The 18691-nt window shown below is 62.3% G+C and carries 21 protein-coding genes and 1 tRNA gene; 16 read left to right on the top strand and 6 right to left on the bottom strand.

Annotated features, from left to right (window positions below):
• Positions 1 to 29: 29 nt before the first annotated feature.
• On the top strand, positions 30 to 242 hold the full coding sequence (gene yacG / locus V4T21_RS16195) for a DNA gyrase inhibitor YacG (protein WP_332718750.1): 213 nt from the start codon (positions 30 to 32) through the stop codon (positions 240 to 242).
• A 157-nt stretch (positions 243 to 399) separates the two neighbouring features.
• Positions 400 to 475 (top strand) — tRNA-Phe (locus V4T21_RS16190).
• 48 nt (positions 476 to 523) lie between these two features.
• Here V4T21_RS16190 and sorT read toward each other — a convergent pair.
• The gene (sorT, locus tag V4T21_RS16185) at positions 524 to 1714 is read right to left on the bottom strand and encodes a SorT family sulfite dehydrogenase catalytic subunit (protein WP_332718748.1); all 1191 of its coding nucleotides are present in this window, start codon (positions 1712 to 1714) and stop codon (positions 524 to 526) included.
• A gap of 71 nt (positions 1715 to 1785) precedes the next feature.
• On the bottom strand, positions 1786 to 2901 hold the full coding sequence (locus V4T21_RS16180) for an FUSC family protein (RefSeq protein WP_332718746.1): 1116 nt from the start codon (positions 2899 to 2901) through the stop codon (positions 1786 to 1788).
• A gap of 162 nt (positions 2902 to 3063) precedes the next feature.
• On the opposite strand from V4T21_RS16180, the gene V4T21_RS16175 reads away from it, so the two are divergent.
• From V4T21_RS16175 to V4T21_RS16135, 9 genes are all read left to right on the top strand, one after another.
• Positions 3064 to 4068, top strand: coding sequence for a LysR family transcriptional regulator (locus tag V4T21_RS16175; RefSeq protein WP_332718743.1), 1005 nt, complete (start codon positions 3064 to 3066; stop codon positions 4066 to 4068).
• A gap of 163 nt (positions 4069 to 4231) precedes the next feature.
• Positions 4232 to 4312: a pyrroloquinoline quinone precursor peptide PqqA gene (pqqA, locus tag V4T21_RS19260; RefSeq protein ID WP_041528725.1), complete on the top strand. Its 81-nt coding sequence runs from the start codon at positions 4232 to 4234 to the stop codon at positions 4310 to 4312.
• A 27-nt stretch (positions 4313 to 4339) separates the two neighbouring features.
• Positions 4340 to 5248, top strand: a complete 909-nt coding sequence (gene pqqB, locus V4T21_RS16165) for a pyrroloquinoline quinone biosynthesis protein PqqB (RefSeq protein ID WP_332718739.1) — start codon at positions 4340 to 4342, stop codon at positions 5246 to 5248.
• Positions 5245 to 6009 carry a pyrroloquinoline-quinone synthase PqqC gene (gene pqqC / locus V4T21_RS16160; protein WP_332718736.1) on the top strand — a complete coding sequence of 255 codons (765 nt, stop codon included), beginning with the start codon at positions 5245 to 5247 and terminating at the stop codon, positions 6007 to 6009. The genes pqqB and pqqC overlap by 4 nt, the downstream gene beginning before the upstream one ends.
• Entirely contained in the window at positions 6009 to 6323 is a 315-nt protein-coding gene (gene pqqD / locus V4T21_RS16155) for a pyrroloquinoline quinone biosynthesis peptide chaperone PqqD (protein WP_332718733.1), read from the top strand. The genes pqqC and pqqD overlap by 1 nt, the downstream gene beginning before the upstream one ends.
• A gap of 3 nt (positions 6324 to 6326) precedes the next feature.
• Positions 6327 to 7541, top strand: coding sequence for a pyrroloquinoline quinone biosynthesis protein PqqE (pqqE, locus tag V4T21_RS16150; RefSeq protein WP_332718731.1), 1215 nt, complete (start codon positions 6327 to 6329; stop codon positions 7539 to 7541).
• The gene (gene pip, locus V4T21_RS16145) at positions 7531 to 8490 is read left to right on the top strand and encodes a prolyl aminopeptidase (RefSeq protein WP_332718729.1); all 960 of its coding nucleotides are present in this window, start codon (positions 7531 to 7533) and stop codon (positions 8488 to 8490) included. Before pqqE ends, pip begins: the two co-directional genes overlap by 11 nt.
• 98 nt (positions 8491 to 8588) lie before the next feature.
• A complete protein-coding gene (locus tag V4T21_RS16140) occupies positions 8589 to 10376 on the top strand; it encodes a sodium:proton antiporter (RefSeq protein ID WP_332718727.1) in 1788 nt (595 codons plus the stop codon).
• Between the two features lie 61 nt (positions 10377 to 10437).
• Positions 10438 to 10932 carry an MgtC/SapB family protein gene (locus V4T21_RS16135; protein ID WP_332718725.1) on the top strand — a complete coding sequence of 165 codons (495 nt, stop codon included), beginning with the start codon at positions 10438 to 10440 and terminating at the stop codon, positions 10930 to 10932.
• Here V4T21_RS16135 and V4T21_RS16130 read toward each other — a convergent pair whose 3' ends face one another.
• Positions 10933 to 11310 (bottom strand): response regulator, encoded by a 378-nt coding sequence (locus V4T21_RS16130; protein ID WP_332718723.1) that lies wholly within the window; start codon positions 11308 to 11310, stop codon positions 10933 to 10935.
• Between the two features lie 231 nt (positions 11311 to 11541).
• Between V4T21_RS16130 and V4T21_RS16125 the strand changes: the two genes are divergently transcribed.
• Complete coding sequence (locus V4T21_RS16125) at positions 11542 to 11763, top strand: hypothetical protein (protein ID WP_332718721.1); 222 nt, start codon at positions 11542 to 11544, stop codon at positions 11761 to 11763.
• A gap of 87 nt (positions 11764 to 11850) precedes the next feature.
• Complete coding sequence (locus tag V4T21_RS16120) at positions 11851 to 12720, top strand: aminoglycoside phosphotransferase family protein (protein ID WP_332718945.1); 870 nt, start codon at positions 11851 to 11853, stop codon at positions 12718 to 12720.
• Between the two features lie 2 nt (positions 12721 to 12722).
• Here the strand turns inward: V4T21_RS16120 and glpK are convergent, their stop codons facing one another.
• Complete coding sequence (glpK, locus tag V4T21_RS16115) at positions 12723 to 14216, bottom strand: glycerol kinase GlpK (RefSeq protein WP_332718719.1); 1494 nt, start codon at positions 14214 to 14216, stop codon at positions 12723 to 12725.
• Positions 14217 to 14338: 122 nt separating this feature from the next.
• Between glpK and V4T21_RS16110 the strand changes: the two genes are divergently transcribed.
• Positions 14339 to 15274 carry an AEC family transporter gene (locus V4T21_RS16110; RefSeq protein WP_332718718.1) on the top strand — a complete coding sequence of 312 codons (936 nt, stop codon included), beginning with the start codon at positions 14339 to 14341 and terminating at the stop codon, positions 15272 to 15274.
• 83 nt (positions 15275 to 15357) lie between these two features.
• Entirely contained in the window at positions 15358 to 15540 is a 183-nt protein-coding gene (locus tag V4T21_RS16105) for a YegP family protein (RefSeq protein WP_332718716.1), read from the top strand.
• 65 nt (positions 15541 to 15605) lie between these two features.
• Here V4T21_RS16105 and V4T21_RS16100 read toward each other — a convergent pair whose 3' ends face one another.
• Both V4T21_RS16100 and V4T21_RS16095 read right to left on the bottom strand, forming a co-directional pair.
• Positions 15606 to 15959, bottom strand: a complete 354-nt coding sequence (locus tag V4T21_RS16100) for a cupin domain-containing protein (RefSeq protein ID WP_332718714.1) — start codon at positions 15957 to 15959, stop codon at positions 15606 to 15608.
• A gap of 67 nt (positions 15960 to 16026) precedes the next feature.
• Complete coding sequence (locus V4T21_RS16095) at positions 16027 to 16833, bottom strand: undecaprenyl-diphosphate phosphatase (RefSeq protein WP_332718712.1); 807 nt, start codon at positions 16831 to 16833, stop codon at positions 16027 to 16029.
• Positions 16834 to 16986: 153 nt separating this feature from the next.
• On the opposite strand from V4T21_RS16095, the gene V4T21_RS16090 reads away from it, so the two are divergent.
• Positions 16987 to 18639 (top strand): alpha-glucosidase, encoded by a 1653-nt coding sequence (locus V4T21_RS16090; RefSeq protein ID WP_332718710.1) that lies wholly within the window; start codon positions 16987 to 16989, stop codon positions 18637 to 18639.
• The last annotated feature ends 52 nt before the right edge of the window (positions 18640 to 18691 follow it).

The following is an 18691-nucleotide window of genomic DNA, read 5'->3' as shown; positions in this document are numbered from 1 at the left end:
CGTTCGCCCAAAAGCGGAATTTCTTTGACATGGCCAATTCCAACGTCACCCATTTGCGCACGCCCAAGCCATGCCCCATCTGCGGCAAGCCGTCCGTGCAGCAGTTCCACCCCTTCTGTTCGGCCCGCTGCGCCGATGTCGATCTCAACCGCTGGCTCAAGGGCAGCTACGTCATCCCGGGTGGCCGCAGCGACGAGGAGACCGGCAAAGACGACGGAAACGACCGCGAGGATGGCGAGTAAGCGCCTGTAAGCGCGGCTATTTTCCGCCTCGCGCAAGATGTTGACGACAAAATCGTCGCGAGCGTGGAAAATTCACGGTCAGGTGCTGGACAGCCCCCGCCGGACTGCCTATAAACCGGCCACCAACACGAGGGGTCGCGAGACCCCGATCGAGGATGCCCAGGTAGCTCAGTTGGTAGAGCAGCGGATTGAAAATCCGCGTGTCGGCGGTTCAATTCCGTCCCTGGGCACCATTTTCAGCCTTTGCACATAATTCCCGTTTCCAGCTTTCGTCTGAGAACCTAACCGACGATGATTTCAACGGCGGGTGCGCGCCATCCATTGTGACTATAGCCGGAATTGTTGGGTTCGGTCTCTTCGGGCTGCACATTACCCTCGGCATCGGTGGCCCGGCTGACGATGGTATAGGTCCCGGGCTCCAGTTCGGTGGCAAAGGCGAAATTCCGCCATGCAAAGCGGCCGAGATCGGGGCCTACGAAGCTGGCCTCGTGCCAGGTTTCGCCTGCATCGAGTGAAACTTCGACCTTTTCGGCCGCGTGCATGCCGCCGAACGCGACGCCGCTGATGACGACAGGCCCCGCGGATCGATCGCCGAGTGGCGCGTTGACCCAGGATTTGACGCCCATTTCCCAGACCGACGGCCATTGCGGGCCGCTCTCGCCGCCGACGGGATAAAGCCGGTATCGCGATTGCTGAATGAGCGCTTCGGTCTCGTTCTCGGTCAAGGCGATGCGCTTGACGTATTTGATATTGTTGACGCCACTGAACCCGGGGACGATCATGCGCAATGGACCACCATGGGCCAGCGATATGGCCTCGCCATTGAGATCCCAGGCCAGGAGAATATTGTCGAGAACCTCGATGGGCACCGAGCGTTCGACGATTACATCGTTGACCGGCGCGCCTTCGGGAAATTCCTCTCCTCCGGTGCCGGTTACGAATTTGGCGTCCTCGCTCGCTCCGCCAAGTGCTTCGATCACCGTGCGCAACGGCACACCTGTCCACATGACGTTGCCCGCGGCGCCGGTTTGCCACTGCGTGCCCGTGGTTTCATGGTCGAAAAAGGCGCGTCCATTGCCTGAACACTGCAGCACCATGGTCACCGTTTCCAGCCCCATCGCCTTGAGATCGCCTACGGTCAGGGTTTGCGGCGAGCCGACCCCTTCGATCAAAACCTCCCACGCGTCCCGATCATCGAGAACGGACGGGGAGGGCGGATTGACGTTGTTGCGAACATAGAGCCTGTCCTGAGGCGTAATCGGCGCCGTGCCGAAAGCCTCCCGTTTGGTCTCGATCGTATTGTTCGAGTGGACGATCATCGCATCGGGCTGCTTGAAGGACACGTATTCAGGCAGTTCCGAAGGTTGGACGGCAGCATCCTGTCCAATCGCCTTCCCGCCGGCTGCAATTGCTCCAACCGCGAAAGCCGACCCAGCCAGCAACTGCCGACGTTTGATCATCAGGGTACCCATGGTGCTCTCCTCCTTTTCCACCCCAGGGAGGCTAGCAGACGTCAGCGACTGGGTCGAGTTGACTCAACCTCTCACCGTCGCCCGGGCGGATGCAGAAGGTCATGCCTGTCCTCGATCGAAGACAAAAGGACGGAAATGGCGATGCCGATGGATGCGCCCAGCAGCGTATCGAACACGCGCTCGAACGCCAGTTGAGAGCCCATCGCGTCCGGCGTTCCCAGATGGGTCATCATCAGGGCCATCGGCGTCACGAGAACCTGGCCGAGGCTGTAATTCATGCCGATGATCAATTCGGTGGCGAACTGGAAAACGATGAGGACGGCGATGATGGTCCACACCGAAGGGTCCTGATTGAGGATCACCCAGGCCATCAGCGCTCCGATCACCGTGCCCGCCATGCGCTGCAGCGCGCGGTTCATGTTGATATGGAGATGGGCGCCCTGCATCACGGCAAGCGCCCCCATGGCGGCCCAGGCGGGATGATTGGCGCCCAGGGCATAGCTCGAAAATACCGCCACCGCCGCCCCGACCGTGATGCGCAGCACGGCGATGAGGCGCTGGTCGAGTGGCCGCACCGGTTCGGCGGGGAAAGGCCCCTCTGGCGTTGCATATTCGCGAAAACCGTCTGTTGCCGCGCAGACCACCCAGGCCAACGCCGCAACGATAGCGGTGGCCGCCGTCCGCTCCAGAACGGCTTCGAAGCTTGCGACATCGCCCATCGAGGCGCCCACAGCGAAGACGAAAATCAGCGCGCCGGGCGCCCCGAATCCCGCGCTGACCGTTATGAAAAAGAAGATGCCGCACGAGAGCGCCAGCAGGACAAGCAGGATCGCGACCGGCACGCCGGCCCACACGGCACTCGACATGATGAGGACGGCCAGCGTCTGGCACAGCCCGCAAAAGAACACGATGCGCTTCCGGCTCTGGGCCGATGCGAACCGGCCGAACAGCGCAACCAGCGCACCCAATGACGCAAAGCCGATAAGATGCGCCCAAGGGGAAATATGGATGAGCGGCAGCGCGATGGCGACCGTGATGGCCGCCTGCAACCCCGCCAGCGCCGAATTGCGCAGCGAGGGCTGGCTGCCGAGCGTGAAGATGTCCCTGACATAATGCGGACGAAGCAGGTGGCGTACCGCGTCGATCCGCCGTGTCCGCTGTTTTCCGGAGTGTTCGGGCTCGGTCATCGTTCTGATTCCTTGGCCGTTTTCCGGCCTTTCTACCATTCGTTCTTATCTGATCGCACGCCTGTTGCATCAAGCAAGCAAATCTCATGTGAACGCGTTTGGGCTTGAACGCTCAGGCTCGATCGGCAACACATGAGGATTGCCCGTCGACCGCGTTGCGAAATGAACAAGCTCTCCTCATCGATCCATACCGATATCTCGCTGCACCAGCTCCGCATTTTCACGGCGGTTGCCCACGCGGCCACGCTGACTGAAGCGGCAAAGCAGCTCGGCATTGCCCAGCCCTCGCTGTCCCAGCAGCTTTCGCGTCTGGAAACCGTGGTCGGCACGCGTCTGTTCAACCGCCGGCCGGGACAGATGGAGCTGACCGAAGCCGGGCTTTACCTCCTGCCCAAGGCCGAACACGTACTGCGCGGCATGCGCGACCTCGAAGACGGGCTGATGCAATATACGACGGGCCGGCGCATGACGATCCGGCTCGCCGGCATCACCTCGGTGTTGCGCGTGCTGCTGCCCGGCGCCCTCACGCGGGTGCGCGAGGCGTTTCCGGAAATCGATTTCGATATCCAGGACAAGGCCCCGCCCGATATCCTCGAATTGCTCTACGAACGCCGCATCGCCTTGGGCCTTCTGGCCGACAATTCGGTCGTTGCCTCGGGTGGCGGATTTTCACAGATTCCGCTCCTCACCGACGCCCATGTTCTCGCCGTGCCCGAGCACCTCGATCTGGGCAATGTCACCGACCCCCGGCGAGAACTTTCCGCCGACCAATATGCCACGCTCAACCAGTCGATCCAGTTCTCCTTCGGCACCCAGCACACCAAGCGCGTCCAGAACTGGTACGAGCGGCTTTTCCCCGATCATGCCGTCGTCGCCCAGTGCCGAAGCTTCGAGGTGGCGACCGAACTGGTGCGGGCAGGGGCGGGCATCTGCCTCGTTCCGGTGCTGTCGCTTCTCCACGGGGCGGAAACGCTCAAGGGCGTGCGCCTCTACCGCGTCAATGCCACGGCGCGGCGGATCGTTGCGTTGATTCCATCGCAATATCAGAGGGTTGATCCTTACCGGACGCTTCTCGAAGCGCTTGAAGAAACGGCTCGCTCTATCACCTTACCCCAAACCTTCCCCGTGCCACCTTTTCTCGACAATGGACCCGAGGCCCGCTTCTAGAGTGCGATCAGGAAAAGGTGCAGACTTTTCCGGTTCGACCGCACGACGGTGATCGCAGGTTCCATAGGTTTGCACCTATGGGTTCGATAGATTGCGGACAGGCGCTTCTCTTCGCAGCATGACGGATGCGGCAATCCTGCCGCACTCAATGAGGAGAAACGCTATGGCCTGGAACAAGCCCAAGCTCACCGAAATCCCGGTTTCCATGGAAATCAACATGTACGCTTGCGCCAAGCGCAAGTAATTTCCTTGCCTGCCGCGGTACCTTGCCATGATCAAGATCATCATACTCGGGGCTGCGGCAGGCGGCGGAGTTCCACAATGGAATTGCGGCTGCGCCAATTGCCGTGACGCGCGCAACGCCCGCCCCGAATTGAGCGCCAACCAGGCCTCCGCGGCGATCAGCACCGATGGCGAAAACTGGTTCCTCATCAACGCCTCTCCCGATATCCGCCAGCAGATTGCCAATACCCCGGCGCTGCATCCCAAAGCTGGAGAATTGCGGCATTCGCCCATCGCCGGCGTCATTCTCACCAATGGCGAGATCGACGCGATCACCGGGCTTCTGACGCTGCGCGAGGGCTCGCCCTTTACGCTCTATGCCCATGATCGCGTGCTTTCGATCCTTGGCGCCAATTCCATCTTCAACGCGCTCAAAGCCGGCATCGTGACGCGAACGCCTCTGGCGCTCGATACGGCCTTCACCCCCGCGCTTCCCGATGGAAGCCCGTCGGGAATGGAGATTTTGCCCTTCGCTGCGCCGGGCAAGACCGCGCTTTTCCTCGAAGATATGGACGAGAGCGATCCCGGCGATACGATAGGGCTGAAAATCACCGACAGCGCCACCGGACGCAGCGTCGTTTTCCTGCCAGCCTGCGCTCGATTGACCGAAGAGGTGCTGGTCCTGATCGATGGCGCCGACGCCGTGTTCTTCGATGGCACCCTCTGGCGCGACGACGAGTTACTGACACAGGGCTTGGGGCAAAAGACTGGCCAGCGCATGGGCCACATGTCCATGCGGGACGTCATCCCGGCGCTTTCCGAAGCGCGCATCGGGCGGAAATTCTTCTTTCACATCAACAATTCAAATCCCGCCCTCCGGTCCGATTCGGACGAGCGGCGGACGATCGAGGCGGCGGGATGGACCATTCCCGCCGAAGGGATGGAGATTACTCTATGAATGCGATGTCGGCCCTCACCATTGCTCCCGACACTCCCCTTGATACCGCAGACGAGCTCGAAGCCCAGCTCCGCCACATCGGCGCCACGCGCTATCACAGCCTTCACCCTTTTCACCGCCTGCTGCATGGCGGCAAGCTCGACAAGGGGCAGGTCCAGGCCTGGGCGCTCAACCGGTACTATTATCAGAGCACCATCCCCATAAAGGACGCAGTGGTCATCTCGCGCTTCCGCGATCGCGCCACGCGCATCGAATGGCGGCACCGCATTTCCGATCATGACGGTGATGTCGGCAGCGAGGGCGGCATCGAGCGCTGGCTTCAGCTCACCACCGGCCTGGGGCTCGATCCCGATTACGTGGAATCGACCGAGGGTATCCTCCCCGCCACCCGCTTCGCGGTGGAAGCCTATGTCCATTTCGTACGCGACCGCACCCCGCTCGAAGCTATTGCGTCTTCGCTCACCGAGCTCTTCGCGCCGAACCTGCATCAGGAACGGATCGCAGGCATGCTCGAACATTACGATTTCATCGATCCAACGGTCATGACCTATTTCACGCGCCGGCTCGAACAGGCTCCGCGCGATGCCGGCTTCGCGCTCGAATACGTCAAGGAGCACGCGCGCACCCCTGAAGAACGCCGCCTTGTCTGCAATGCGCTGATCTTCAAGACCAATGTGCTCTGGGTGCAGCTCGACGCGCTCTACCACGCCTATGTGGATGGGCACGTTCCCCCCGGCGCTTTCGTTCCGGAAAAGCTCTGATGGAGAACGCACCGGCAGCACGCCGCCGCATGGCGGTCTCGCTCGAAAGTGTCCCCAAGCTGGCGCGAGGCGTCTATCTGCGGCTCGACGAAACCCGCGGGCGCTGGGTGCTTTTGGTGCCCGAACGCGTGCTGGCCCCCGACGAGATCGCCGTCGAAGTGCTCCAGCTCTGCGATGGCGAGGGCAGCGTTACCGGAATGGTCGAACTGCTCGCCGCCAAATACGCCGCGCCCGCCGAAGAGATCGGCACCGACGTAATCGATATGCTTCAGGACCTGGCCGACTCCGGGTTCCTGATCGAAGCAAGGAGATAAGACATGAGCCCGACAATGGACCGCAACAGCCCCGTGCTCGAAGCCGAGCATCTCGACGGCGTGGCCCTCCTCGAAGGCGACGGAAAATCTGTGGCCCAGCGCTACGGCATTCCGCTGGCCGTCCTGCTCGAACTCACCCACCGATGTCCGCTCCAGTGCCCCTATTGCTCCAATCCCGTGGAAATGGAGCGGGCGCGCAACGAATTGACCACCGAGGAATGGAAGCGGGTTCTCGACGAGCTCGCCGAAATCGGCGTGCTGCAGGTCCATTTCTCGGGCGGCGAGCCGACGGCGCGCAAGGACATCGTCGAACTGGTCCAGCACGCGACCGATCTCAACCTCTATACCAACCTCATCACCTCGGCGGTGCTGCTTTCAAAAGAGAAGCTGACCGAGATCGCCGATGCCGGCCTCTCCCACATCCAGATCAGCTTTCAGGGCAGCGACGCGGCCAAGGCCGATAGGGTAGGGGGCTTCAAGAACGGTCACGTCAAAAAGCGCGAAGTGGCCGCCTGGGCCCGCGAGCTCGATCTGCCGCTGACCGTCAACGCGGTCATGCACCGGCAGAACCTCGATCAGCTCGAGGATATCATCGCCATGGCCGTCGAAATGGATGCCGACCGGATCGAGGTCGCCAACGTCCAGTACTACGGTTGGGCGCTCAAGAATCGCGCCGCGCTGATGCCCACCATCGAGCAGCTCGACCGGGCCACCGCCATCGTCGAGGACGCCCGCATCCGGCTCAAGGGCATTCTCGATATCGATTTCGTCATCCCCGATTACTACGCCGAGCGGCCCAAGAAGTGCATGGGTGGCTGGGGGCGGCAGTTCTTCAACATCACCCCGGCGGGCAAGGTGCTGCCCTGCCACGCGGCGGAAACCATCACCGATCTCGATTTCCTCTCGGTGCGCTCCAACCACTCCATCGCCTGGATCTGGCACAATTCCGATGCCTTCAACCGCTATCGCGGCACTGGCTGGATGCCCGAGCCCTGCCAGAGCTGCGCCTTCAAGGAGATCGATTTCGGCGGCTGCCGCTGCCAGGCCTTCGCGCTCACCGGCAGCGCGGACAACACCGATCCGGCTTGTGCCTTTTCCCCACTGCACGAAAAAATCTTCAAGACGGCCGAGATCGAGTCCGAAACCGGGTCCACGCGGTTCATATACCGCAACTTTTCGGGCGGTACGCTGGAGGCGGAGCCGGGCGATGCCTCCTGACGGCGCGGCAGCCGCCGACCGCTTCACCCCGCTGACCACCCGGATGCTGCCGGTGGGTGAGGGCCATACCCTCTATGTCGAAACCGTGGGCAGGGCCGATGGCGTGCCGGCGGTCTATCTCCACGGCGGCCCCGGCAGCGGCTGCCAGCCCGGTCATCGCCGCCTGTTCGACCCCGGCCGGTTCCACGCCGTCCTCTTCGACCAGCGCGGCGCGGGCCGCTCCACGCCGCATCGCTCGCGGGAAAACAATTCGACCGGGCATCTGATCGCCGACATGGAGACGATCAGGGAAACGCTCGGCATCGACAAATGGCTCGTCGTGGGCGGCTCCTGGGGTGCGACGCTGGCTTTGGCCTATGCGCAGGCCCACCCGGAGCGCGTCAGTGGTATCGTGCTGCGCGCCACGTTTCTGGGCACGCGCCGCGAACTCGATTGGGCGTTCGGCACTGCGTTATCGACTTTCTACCCGCGCCTCCATGCCGATTTCCTCGATCTGCTCGACCCCACCGAGCGAGCCGTCCCGCTCGAAGCCTATTGGCGCCGTATCCTCGATCCGGACCCCGCCATTCATCTACCCGCCGTCTGGGCCTGGTACGATACCGAAAGAATTCTCTCCCAAATCGACCCGCAGGCCGATCGGCTCGACATCGCCCGGCGCCTCGAGGGGAACGACCGGCTGCCTGCCTCGCCGTTTATGGAAGCCTATTATTTCTCCAACGCGTGCTTCTTTGCGCCCGATCAGCTCATGAGCAATGCTCACCGGCTGGCCGGCATTCCCGGCCGCATCATCCAGGGGCGCTACGATCTGCTCTGCCCGCCGGCCACCGCTTATGCGTTGGCAGAACGCTGGCCTGACGCGCAAATCATCCACGTGGGTTCCGCCGGTCATGGCCAGTCCGAGCCGGGCGTCGAAAAAGCTATGCGCGACGCGATTGCCGCGTTCACCTGAAACCGCCTTCCAATAAAAAACGCCATTCGCAACGTGTGTGCCATTTTCATTGCCGCACCGGATCAATATTATGATGGTGATTTGTGCGGAGGGCGCTTTTGATCGCAACCTTGATCGAGCCTTATGGCGCGTTGATCGTCAGCGCCGTCATCATGGCCCTCTTCATCGCGTTCGCCCGGGAGTGGCGTTCGCCCGAAGTCAGCGCGGCGATTGCCGTTTCCGTGCTTCTTTTGCTCAAAATCATTTCGGTGGACGACCTTTTGGGGGTCCTGTCCAATTCCGCGCCGGCAACCATCGCGGGCATGTTCGTGATTTCGGCGGCGTTGGTGCGAACCGGCGCGCTGGAGGCCTTCGCGCTGCTCTTTAAAAACGGCGCCAGACGGCATCCTTTAGGGACGATGGCGATGTTTCTCGTCGCCATCGCGGCCATGTCGGCGTTCATGAACAACACTCCCTTGGTCATGATGATGATCCCGGTGGCCTTTACCCTGTCGCGGGAAATGCAGACTTCACCCTCCCGGCTTCTCATCCCCGTTTCGTTTTCCGCGATCCTTGGCGGCACCTGTTCGCTGATCGGCACCTCGACCAACATCCTGGTCGATAGCGTCGCCCAGCAGAACGGCATGGAGCCGTTCCATATTTTCGAGATCGCGCCATTGGGCGTCGCCCTCGCCGTCGCCGGCATCGTGACAATGCTGCTGTTGCGCAATCTCCTGCCCGACCGCACGACGGTGTCGTCGCTGTCCCATTCGGAATCGAGCAAGAAATTCGTCCTCGAAGCCGTTGTCGAGGACAACTCTCCCCATGTCGGCAAGCAGGCGCGCGAAGTTCCCGCCTTCAACCGCCCCGACAGCCAGCTCATCGACGTGCTGCGCGCCAGTTTTTCCCTGCGCCGGCACATGAACGATGTGGTGCTCCGGCCCGGCGACGTCGTCGTGCTGCGCACGTCCATGGCCGAACTGCTTTCGATGAAGGAAGAGGGCAATCTGACCCTTCCGGAAGCCGAGCGCATGCAATCGATCGGCACGCGCACCTCCTCCATGGTCGAAGTGCTCGTCGGGCCTACCGCCGGCATCCTGGGCAAAACCCTGCGCCACCTCCGCCTGCGCCGGCGTTACGGCATCTACCCGCTTGCCCTCCACCGGCGCGGCGCCAACCTCGCCGAACGGTTCGAAACCGCACCGCTCGAGGTCGGCGACACCCTTCTGGTCGAGGGTGCGCCCGAGGATTTGCGCCGGTTGGTAGAGGATTACGATCTCGTCAACGTCGCCGAACCGAGCGAGCGCGGCTTCCGGCGCACCAAGGCGCCGATCGCCATCGCCGTGCTCATCGCCGTCGTCGTGGGCGCTGCCCTGGGCCTTATGCCCATTGCCGGCCTTGCGGTCATCGGGGCGGCGACGGTTCTCGCCGCAAGATGCGTCGAGGCCGAGGAAGCCGTGCAGGCTGTCGATTGGCGAACACTGGGGTTGATCGTCGCCATGCTGGGCGTCGGCGTGGCGATGGAAAACGTCGATCTGGTTGGCGAGATCGTGCGCGCCATTTCGCCCTATCTTATGGTCTTTTCGCCGCTCTTCGCCCTGGGCGTGGTCTATCTGCTGTCTTCCGCGCTGACCGAGGTCGTCACCAACAACGCCGTCGCGGTGATCGTGACGCCGGTGGCGATCGGGCTCGCCAACGGGCTTGGGGTCGATCCGCGACCCTTCGTGGTCGCCGTCATGTTCGCGGCCAGCGCGAGCTTTCTCACCCCCATCGGCTACCAGACCAACACGCTGGTCTATGGCGCGGGCGGCTACAAATTCTTCGATTTCGTCCGCATCGGCGGCGTGCTCAACCTTGTGTGCTTCGCCATCACCATGCTGCTCATCCCGGTCATCTGGCCGCTATAGCGAAAGGGAACCGCTTCCCGGCAATTGCGTTCTAGCTGCAATCTTTACAGGGCACCGAAAGATGCAGGATTTTCTGGCGCTTGGCGGCAATCCAACTCACGAATCATTCGGCATCATCGCCGCACGGCTTCTGGTCGCCGCCATTCTGGGCGCAATCATCGGCTTCGAACGCGAGATCAAAAACCATCCGGCGGGGCTTCGCACCCACATGCTGATCTCGACGGCGGCCGCCACCTTCACGGTCATGACCTTCGAAATCTACCACGAGATGGTCGATCTGAGTGCCGATACCATTGCCCGGCTCGATCCCATCCGCGTCATCGAGGCGGTGACGGCCGGTGTCGCCTTCCTCGCCGCCGGCGCGATCATCAGGTCGGGCAGGGACATCAAGGGGCTGACCACGGGCGCCACCATGTGGATGTCAGGCGCCATCGGGGTCGCTTCGGGTGCGGGCTTTTTCTCGGTTGCCGTGCTCGCCACCCTGCTCGTCCTGATCATCACGGTCCTGCTCGGCCAGTTCGAGAAACGCTTTCTCGACAACCGCAAGAAGAACTGATCAGACGGCGATCGCCGTCACCCGGGCCAGGGTATCGATAAGCCGCCGAGGACTCACCGGCTTGACGCACACGGGTATGTCGGCAAATTCGGTGCGCAACGCATCCCGCTCGGGCTGGCCGGTATAGAAGATGAACGGAATGCCCCGCGAGCGCAGCAGTTTTGCGGCGGGAAACACCTCTTCGCCATTGAGGTCGATATCGAGCATCGCCAGGTCCAAAGCCCCGGATCGGGCCGCATCGAGCGCTTGCCCGAGCGAAGTGCACGGCCCGGTCACCTGCGCGCCCGCACCTTGCAGCGTATCGGAAATGTCCAGGGCAATGAGAATCTCGTCTTCGACGAGAAGTATCCTCTTGCCCTCGAGCGGGCGGTCGGTCACGGTTCGGCTCCCCCAAGCCGTCTCAAAAACGAGACCGATTATGACGCCCAGGGGTTGCGCGAGGGTTAAAGCGCGTTTGGGGCCCGGGTTTTATTCAAATACAATCGATTTGCTTTGCACGGGCTTCACTATGGTCCTGTAGTCTTGTGCGCAATGAGTGAAGGGTGCTGGTTCGACTCGGCTTGGCTTTCTAACTCAGGGGGGCACGCCGAAACTAAACGGAGAAGCCCTATGCCATCCGCATACATACTGGCCAAGGATCACATCGAGCAGGCGCGCGCCATGTTGGCCAACGAAGTGTGGTTCGACGCCGAAATGGACCAATTGCTGGAAATTGCGCTAGCCCGACTTACCACGCTCGATGCAAAGGTTTATGACGATCCCGCATCGTCGGAAAAAGTCCGCCCTCTGCTGCGCCGGCGCGCGCGCATGATGCCCTGGCTCGATCCCTAAAAAGTAAGGGAACCAGACGGGCCGCCCGAAATTTGCTAGAAAGCAAGAGTATCGACAAGAAACTGATTCTCACTTCGGCGCGCGCCGATACGCTTTCGACAGGGGGTTCCGATCGGTACCGCACCGCACGATACTGTCCTCAACAAGGCTTCCATTCGGTGGAGCCTTTCCAAACTCACTCCCGTCGGGGAGTCCGCCGAGGCTTGGACCTATAAGGTCCTGCGCGATGACAATTCTCCCGCCGCCCTGCGCATCTATAAGGAAAAGGCCGGCGACCCGGCCCGCGCCGGCGGCCTGCTCGAATGGTATCGCGGCGACGGGGCCATAAGGCATCTGGGCACCGCTGAAAATGCCATTCTCACCGAATGGGCCGAAGGCCGTATGCTCTCCGAGCCGGCGCTGGACGGCAAGGACGCCCAGGCCACCGGGGCCATCGCCAATCTCGTGGGCATGCTGCACGTCAACCGGCCCGACATGCCCGACAATCTGGTGCCGCTTCGCGAATATCTTTCGGACTTTTTCGCCGCCGATGTCCGCGTCTGGCCCGATACGGCGCGCGACCTTTATGCCCGCTCGGTCGGCATCGCCTATGCGACGCTCGATAGGCCCGCTGCCGAAATTCCCCTGCACGGCGAAGTGCATCACGATAGGGTCGTGCTGGCCGAGCGGGGGTGGATCGCCCGTACGCCGGTCGGCATTCTGGGCGACCCTGCCTACGATCTGGCCGCGAGCTTCCTGCACCCCTGGGGCAAGGTTCAACTGGCCGCCGATCCGGTTCGCATCAACGCCATGGCCGATCTTTTCTCCGCCAAGCTCGGCTACAAGCGCAAGCGTATCCTCGCCTTCGCGGCAATCTACGCGGCCAATTCCGCTTGCAAGGCGCTGGCGGTGGGGGGCTCGATCAACTGGCACCTGGCCGTTCTGCCCAATTTGCTGGCGGTTTACGACCTGGCCTGACTCTATCTGGCCGTCAGTGTCCGGCTGACCGCATCGCGCCAGCCCGCCAGCTTGGCGGCGCGGGTGCCCTTGTCCATCTCGGGCGTGAATTGACGCTCCAGCGCCCAGCGCCGGGCAAATTCCTCCTGGCCCGGCCAAAGCCCGATCGTCTGGCCGGCCAGCCATGCCGCCCCCAATATCGTGGTTTCCAGCATCTGCGGCCTGTCGACGGGCGCGTCGAGAATGTCGGAGAGGAACTGCATCGTATAATCGGATGCCACCATGCCGCCATCCACCCGCAGCACCGTCTGCGTAGCCCGCCCGTCCCAATCCTTGTACATGGCGTCGAGCAGGTCGGCGGTCTGGTAGCAGACAGCTTCGAGCGCGGCGCGCGCGAATTCCTCCGGCCCTGTATTGCGCGTCAAACCGAACATTGCCCCACGCGCCTCCGCATCCCAATAGGGCGCCCCCAGGCCCACGAAGGCAGGCACCAGATAGACGTTCTGGTTGGGATCGGCATCGATGGCCAGCCGTCCGGAATCGGAAGCCTTGCCGATGATCTTGAGCCCGTCGCGCAGCCATTGCACCGCCGCCCCGGCAACGAAGATCGACCCTTCCAGCGCATAGACCGTCTTGCCCCCGATCCGGTAGGCAATTGTCGAAAGCAGCCGATTTTGCGAGCGCACCAACGTCTCGCCGGTGTTGAGCACCGCAAAGCAGCCCGTGCCATAGGTGGATTTGACCATGCCCGGCGCAAACGAGGCCTGCCCGATCACCGCCGCGTGCTGGTCGCCGGCAACGCCCCGAATGGGGATGGCGGCGCCGAAAACGGTCTTGTCGGTCTCCCCGAAATCGCCATCGCTGTCCATCACCTCGGGCAGCATGGCCTCGGGCACGCCAAGAAGGTCGAGCAATTCGGCATCCCATGCGCCTTTTTCGATGTCGAACAGCAATGTCCGGCTGGCATTGGTAGCGTCGGTCGCATGTACCTTGCCCCCGGTCAGCCGCCAGACGAGATAGGTATCGACCGTCCCGAAGGCCAGATCGCCCGCCTCGGCCCGGCCGCGCGCGCCTTCGATGGTATCGAGCAGCCATTTGACCTTGGTCCCGGCGAAATAGGGGTCGAGCAGCAGCCCGGTCTTGCGCGCCACCATCGGCTCGGCGCCCTCGTCCTTGAGGCGGGTGCAGATATCGGCGGTCCGCCTGTCCTGCCAGACGATGGCCCTGTGGATCGGCTTGCCGGTCGCCCGGTCCCAGACGATCGTCGTCTCGCGCTGGTTGGTGATGCCGATGGCCGCGATATCGCCCGCCGAAAGCCCGGCGCGTTTGAGCGCGGTGCGCACCGACCACAGAACCGTGTCCCAGATATCCTGCGGGTCGTGCTCCACCCACCCGCTTTTGGGAAAATGCTGCCTGAATTCCTTCTGGCCCTGGCCGACCACCTTCATGTCCTTGTCGAACACCATCGCCCTGCTCGATGTGGTGCCCTGATCGATCGCGAGAATGTGGCTGCGCATCGGTGTCCTCTCCCCGTGGTCGTTGCGCTGGAGCCTGCCGCAAACGCACCGGCTCGTAAAGATTGACGGGGAGTGGACAACAGTGTCTTTTAGCGGACCTCCCCGCATAAAAGCCCGTCCGCATGCTCTCCGTCCTCAACGTCATCGCGCCCGTGTTCATCCTCATCGGGCTTGGCTTTGCTGCCGTGAGATTCCGGCTCTACCCGCAATCGGGCGTGGCCGGGCTCATCGCCTACGTCAACAATTTCGCCACCCCATGCCTTTTGTTCCGCGCCATGATCGACGTGGATTTCGGCACCGCGTTCAACCTTGCGATCATCGGTCCCTATTACGCGGGTGCCATATCGGTCCTGGCGTTGGGCGCGATCTTTGCGGCGCGGTTCTTCAAGCGCACGCCTGGCGAATCGGTGGCCGTCGGTTTTACGGCGATGTTCACCAACACCGTTCTGGTCGGCATCCCGGTCATGCAGCGCGCCTATGGCGAAGAGGCGATGCCCATCGTCTATTCGATCATCGGCCTGCACGCCCCGTTCCTGATGACGCTGGGCATGTTCGTCATGGAACTGGCCCGGCGCGATGGCGGCAAGGTCACCACCGCGCTCTGGCAGGGTTTGCGCAGATCCCTCGCCAACCCCATCCTCATCGGCATCGCCCTGGGCCTCCTCGCCAACGTCGCGGGCCTTGAACTGAGCGGTCTCGCCGATGAGGTGACGCTGCTTCTGGCCGGCACGGTGATGCCGGTGGCGCTTTTCGGCCTGGGTGGCGCGCTCAACGAGTACAAGCTGGGGGACACCTGGGCGCAGGCGCTGATGACCAGCGGCATGCAACTGATCGTCCATCCCGCCATCGCCTGGGTGCTGATGGTCCCCATCCTGGGCGTCGATCCCCACGTCGCGCGTTATGGCGTGCTGCTCGCGGCCATGCCGGCGGGCATCAACGTCTATATCTTCGCCACCTATTACAATCGCGCCATGGACGTCGCGGCAAACACCATTCTGCTTTCGACCATATTGTCGCTTTTCACCATCACAGGGTGGCTGCTGTTGCTGGGTGCGTGAGCGAGCATCTTCGCACCCGGTTGCCGCGCGCCGCGATTTGCGCAATTCTCGCTCTCGTTCAGACCACAACGAGGGCTTTCCCGATGTACAAATTCGAAGTCTATAAAGACAAAGCCGGCGAATTCCGCTTCCGTTTCCGGGCTTCCAACGGCGAAGCGATGTTTGCCTCCGAAGGCTACAAGGCCAAGGCTTCGGCAATCAGCGCCATCGAATCGATCCGCAAGAACGTGCCCGAGGCCGAGCTGGACGACCAGACCAAGGCCTGATTTGAGCGTTTCCAGGAAAAGTGGAAACCACTTTTCCGCTTCGGAAGCGCGACAGGCAAGGACTCTCAGGCATCATCCGGATCGAGGAAGGTCTGGATGATGCGTTCGGAATCGTGCAGGCACATCATCTTGAGCACGTCCGTGCCGACATTTTCGAACCCGTGCGGCGTCTCGGGTTCGACCACCATGATATCGCCCGGTCCGGCCTCCACCACGTTATCGCCGGCAAAAAACCGCACCCGCCCCTCCTGCACGATCCAGGTTTCGGTATAGGGATGGACGTGCAATCCAACACGCCTGCCCGGATCGCTGACCACGGCGAAAAATGAAATGCCCGCACCATAAGGCGCCCCTTCGAACTTGATCGTCCTTGGCGCGTCTTTGGGGCGGTCGGCTACGCGCAGCATGTGGTGAGGCATGGGCACTCCTGAATCTGGCTGTGAGCCGGTCAAGATTGCACCGGAAAATCCGAAAAATCGAGAGGGATCAGCCCATCAGCAAGAGCGCGACGAGGCCCGCCCCGCCCACAACGATCCGCCACCACGCGAACGGCGCGAAGCCGTGGCGCGAGACGATATCGAGCAGATAGCGCACGACGAGCGCGCCGATCACGAACGATGCCGCAAAGCCGATGGCGATGTTGAGCCCGAGGTCGAGATCGATCGACTCGCGGCTTTTATAGAGATCATAGCCGAACGCCCCCGCCATGATGGGCAGGGCGATAAAGAAGGTGAATTCCGCCGCCGCGCGCTTGGACGCCCCGAACAGCATCGCCCCCACAACCGTCGATCCCGACCGGGAAACGCCGGGGACCAGGCTCAGCATCTGGAACAGCCCGATGATCAGCGCCAGCGACCAGGGAAACGTATAGATGTCGTCATGACGCACGGTCTTGGGCATGGCGTCGACGATCAGCAGAATGATCCCACCCACCAGCAGCGATATGCAGATCACCATCGGCGTCTCATAGAGCACCTGCTGGATGAAATCTCGCGCCAGCACCCCTGCGATCACCGCCGGCAGGCAGGCGAGGATCACCGCCACGGCGAAATGCCAGGCATAAGCCTTGCCCGCCAGCGCATCGCGGATCAACACCGCCAGCTTGGCGAAATAGACGGTTATGACAGCAAGAATGGCGCCGAGCTGGATCAGGACGATGAAGCTGGCCGGCTGCGTCAGCCCGAAGAAATGCCCGGCCAGCAGCAGGTGGCCGGTCGAACTTACCGGCAGGAACTCGGTGAGCCCCTCGATGATCCCGAGAATGAGCGCAACGAAAAGGCCCTGCTCGTCCATATGCCGTCCCTTGTCTCGCCGTCAGCTCCGCGCCCCTAAACCTGTTCGCCAGATGCGTCAAGCATAGGAGCCATGCAACCGAGCCCACGCTCTCGCATTTGGCTGGGTGCCTGCTAAGGTACTTCCCGATACGGCAATCGAAAGGAACGATCGATGTCTCAATGGTGGCGCGGCGGCGTGATCTACCAGGTTTATCCGCGCTCCTTTCAGGACAGCAATGGCGATGGCGTGGGCGATCTGCGCGGCATCCTGGGCCGCCTCGAACACATCGCCAACCTTGGCGCCGATGCCATCTGGCTGTCCCCGATTTTTCCTTCCCCCATGGACGACATGGGCTACGACGTCTCCAACTACACCGATATCGATCCGCTGTTCGGCTCGCTCGAGGATTTCGACGCGCTGATCGAAAAGGCCCACGCCCTGGGCCTCAAGATGGTCATCGATCAGGTGCTCAGCCACACCTCGGACCGGCATCCGTGGTTCATCGAATCCAAATCCTCGCGCGATAATCCCCGCGCCGATTGGTACGTCTGGGCCGATCCCAATGAGGTTGGCACCCCGCCCAACAACTGGCCTTCGGTGTTCGGCGGCCCGGCCTGGGAGTGGAACGGCACCCGCCGGCAGTACTATCTGCACAATTTCCTCATCTCCCAGCCCGATCTCAATTTCCACAACCACGAGGTCCAGGACGCCATCCTGGCGGCCATGCGGTTTTGGCTCGACCGGGGCGTCGACGGCTTCCGCTTCGATACGGTCAATTACTATTTCCACGACCGGAAACTGCGCGACAATCCCGCCGCCCCGCGCGAAAAGGAAACCCCGCTCGAGGTCGATCCCTACGGGATGCAATTCCACAAATTCTCAAAGAACCGCCCGGAAAATATCGCCTTCCTCAAGCGCGTCCGCGCCCTGCTCGACCAATATCCCGGCACCACCACGGTGGGCGAAGTCGGCGAGGCGCACCGGGCCATCGAGATCATGGCCGAATACACCGCCGGCGATGACCTGCTGCACATGTGCTATTCCTTCGAGATGCTCGGCCCCAAATTTTCCGCCGAGCACTTCCGCTCCCGCATCAAGAAGTTCTTCAAGGGCGCGCCCGACGGCTGGCCGTGCTGGAGCTTTTCCAACCACGATGTCGAGCGCCACATGTCGCGCTGGGAGTCCCACGCGGTCAATCCCGATACGCTGGGTCGCCTCGCCGTCGCGCTGCTAAGCTCGCTCAAGGGCTCGATCTGCATCTATCAGGGCGAAGAATTGGGACTGCCCCAGGCCGAGCTCGAATATTCCGAGCTCACCGACCCGCCCGGCCTGCGCTTCTGGCCCGAAAACAAGGGCCGCGACGGCTGCCGCACACCGATCCCGTGGAGCGATGCCCAAAACGGCGGGTTTTCGGACGTCAAACCCTGGCTCCCGGTCAAGGGCCCCCATATGAAGCGCAATGTCGAAGCCCTCGAAGCCGATCCGGATTCGCTGCTGCACTATTACCGTAAAATCCTCCGCTACCGGCGCGACCACCAGACCCTCGTCGATGGCGATATCCATTTCTACAAGATCGATGAGCCGATCCTGGCCCATGCCCGAACCGGCAAGGATGGCACCATCCTCTGCGTCTTCAACCTCTCGGCCAACCCGCGCACGCTTGTGCTCAAGGGGCTGCCCGATGGTGTCGAACCCGCCTCGGTCTCCCACGGTGCGGCGCACGAGGAAAATGCGCTGGCGCTGGAAGGCAATGGATTTGCCTTCATCGAATGCGGCCCCGGTTTCGACCCGGTTGCCGTCTCGCTTACCTTCGCAAAGGGCTGAAGCCAGCGCGTGCATATGAGCGAGTGGGGCAATAAATTTGCCTCAAATCCAA

The organism is Pelagibacterium mangrovi (assembly GCF_036662815.1).
Taxonomy (GTDB): Bacteria; Pseudomonadota; Alphaproteobacteria; order Rhizobiales; family Devosiaceae; genus Pelagibacterium; species Pelagibacterium mangrovi.
This window is presented reverse-complemented; position numbering and strand designations above follow the sequence as displayed.

Coding starts and splice junctions, on each gene's coding strand:
- V4T21_RS16105 (WP_332718716.1), top strand. CDS start 15,358: ATGTACAAATTCGAAGTCTATAAAGACAAAGCCGGCGAATTCCGCTTC.
- pqqE (WP_332718731.1), top strand. CDS start 6,327: ATGAGCCCGACAATGGACCGCAACAGCCCCGTGCTCGAAGCCGAGCAT.
- V4T21_RS16125 (WP_332718721.1), top strand. CDS start 11,542: ATGCCATCCGCATACATACTGGCCAAGGATCACATCGAGCAGGCGCGC.
- glpK (WP_332718719.1), bottom strand. CDS start 14,216: ATGCGCAGCCACATTCTCGCGATCGATCAGGGCACCACATCGAGCAGG.
- pqqB (WP_332718739.1), top strand. CDS start 4,340: ATGATCAAGATCATCATACTCGGGGCTGCGGCAGGCGGCGGAGTTCCA.
- V4T21_RS16095 (WP_332718712.1), bottom strand. CDS start 16,833: ATGGACGAGCAGGGCCTTTTCGTTGCGCTCATTCTCGGGATCATCGAG.
- V4T21_RS16180 (WP_332718746.1), bottom strand. CDS start 2,901: ATGACCGAGCCCGAACACTCCGGAAAACAGCGGACACGGCGGATCGAC.
- pip (WP_332718729.1), top strand. CDS start 7,531: ATGCCTCCTGACGGCGCGGCAGCCGCCGACCGCTTCACCCCGCTGACC.
- V4T21_RS16090 (WP_332718710.1), top strand. CDS start 16,987: ATGTCTCAATGGTGGCGCGGCGGCGTGATCTACCAGGTTTATCCGCGC.
- pqqD (WP_332718733.1), top strand. CDS start 6,009: ATGGAGAACGCACCGGCAGCACGCCGCCGCATGGCGGTCTCGCTCGAA.
- V4T21_RS16100 (WP_332718714.1), bottom strand. CDS start 15,959: ATGCCTCACCACATGCTGCGCGTAGCCGACCGCCCCAAAGACGCGCCA.
- V4T21_RS16110 (WP_332718718.1), top strand. CDS start 14,339: ATGCTCTCCGTCCTCAACGTCATCGCGCCCGTGTTCATCCTCATCGGG.
- yacG (WP_332718750.1), top strand. CDS start 30: ATGGCCAATTCCAACGTCACCCATTTGCGCACGCCCAAGCCATGCCCC.
- pqqC (WP_332718736.1), top strand. CDS start 5,245: ATGAATGCGATGTCGGCCCTCACCATTGCTCCCGACACTCCCCTTGAT.
- V4T21_RS16135 (WP_332718725.1), top strand. CDS start 10,438: ATGCAGGATTTTCTGGCGCTTGGCGGCAATCCAACTCACGAATCATTC.
- V4T21_RS16175 (WP_332718743.1), top strand. CDS start 3,064: ATGAACAAGCTCTCCTCATCGATCCATACCGATATCTCGCTGCACCAG.
- sorT (WP_332718748.1), bottom strand. CDS start 1,714: ATGGGTACCCTGATGATCAAACGTCGGCAGTTGCTGGCTGGGTCGGCT.
- pqqA (WP_041528725.1), top strand. CDS start 4,232: ATGGCCTGGAACAAGCCCAAGCTCACCGAAATCCCGGTTTCCATGGAA.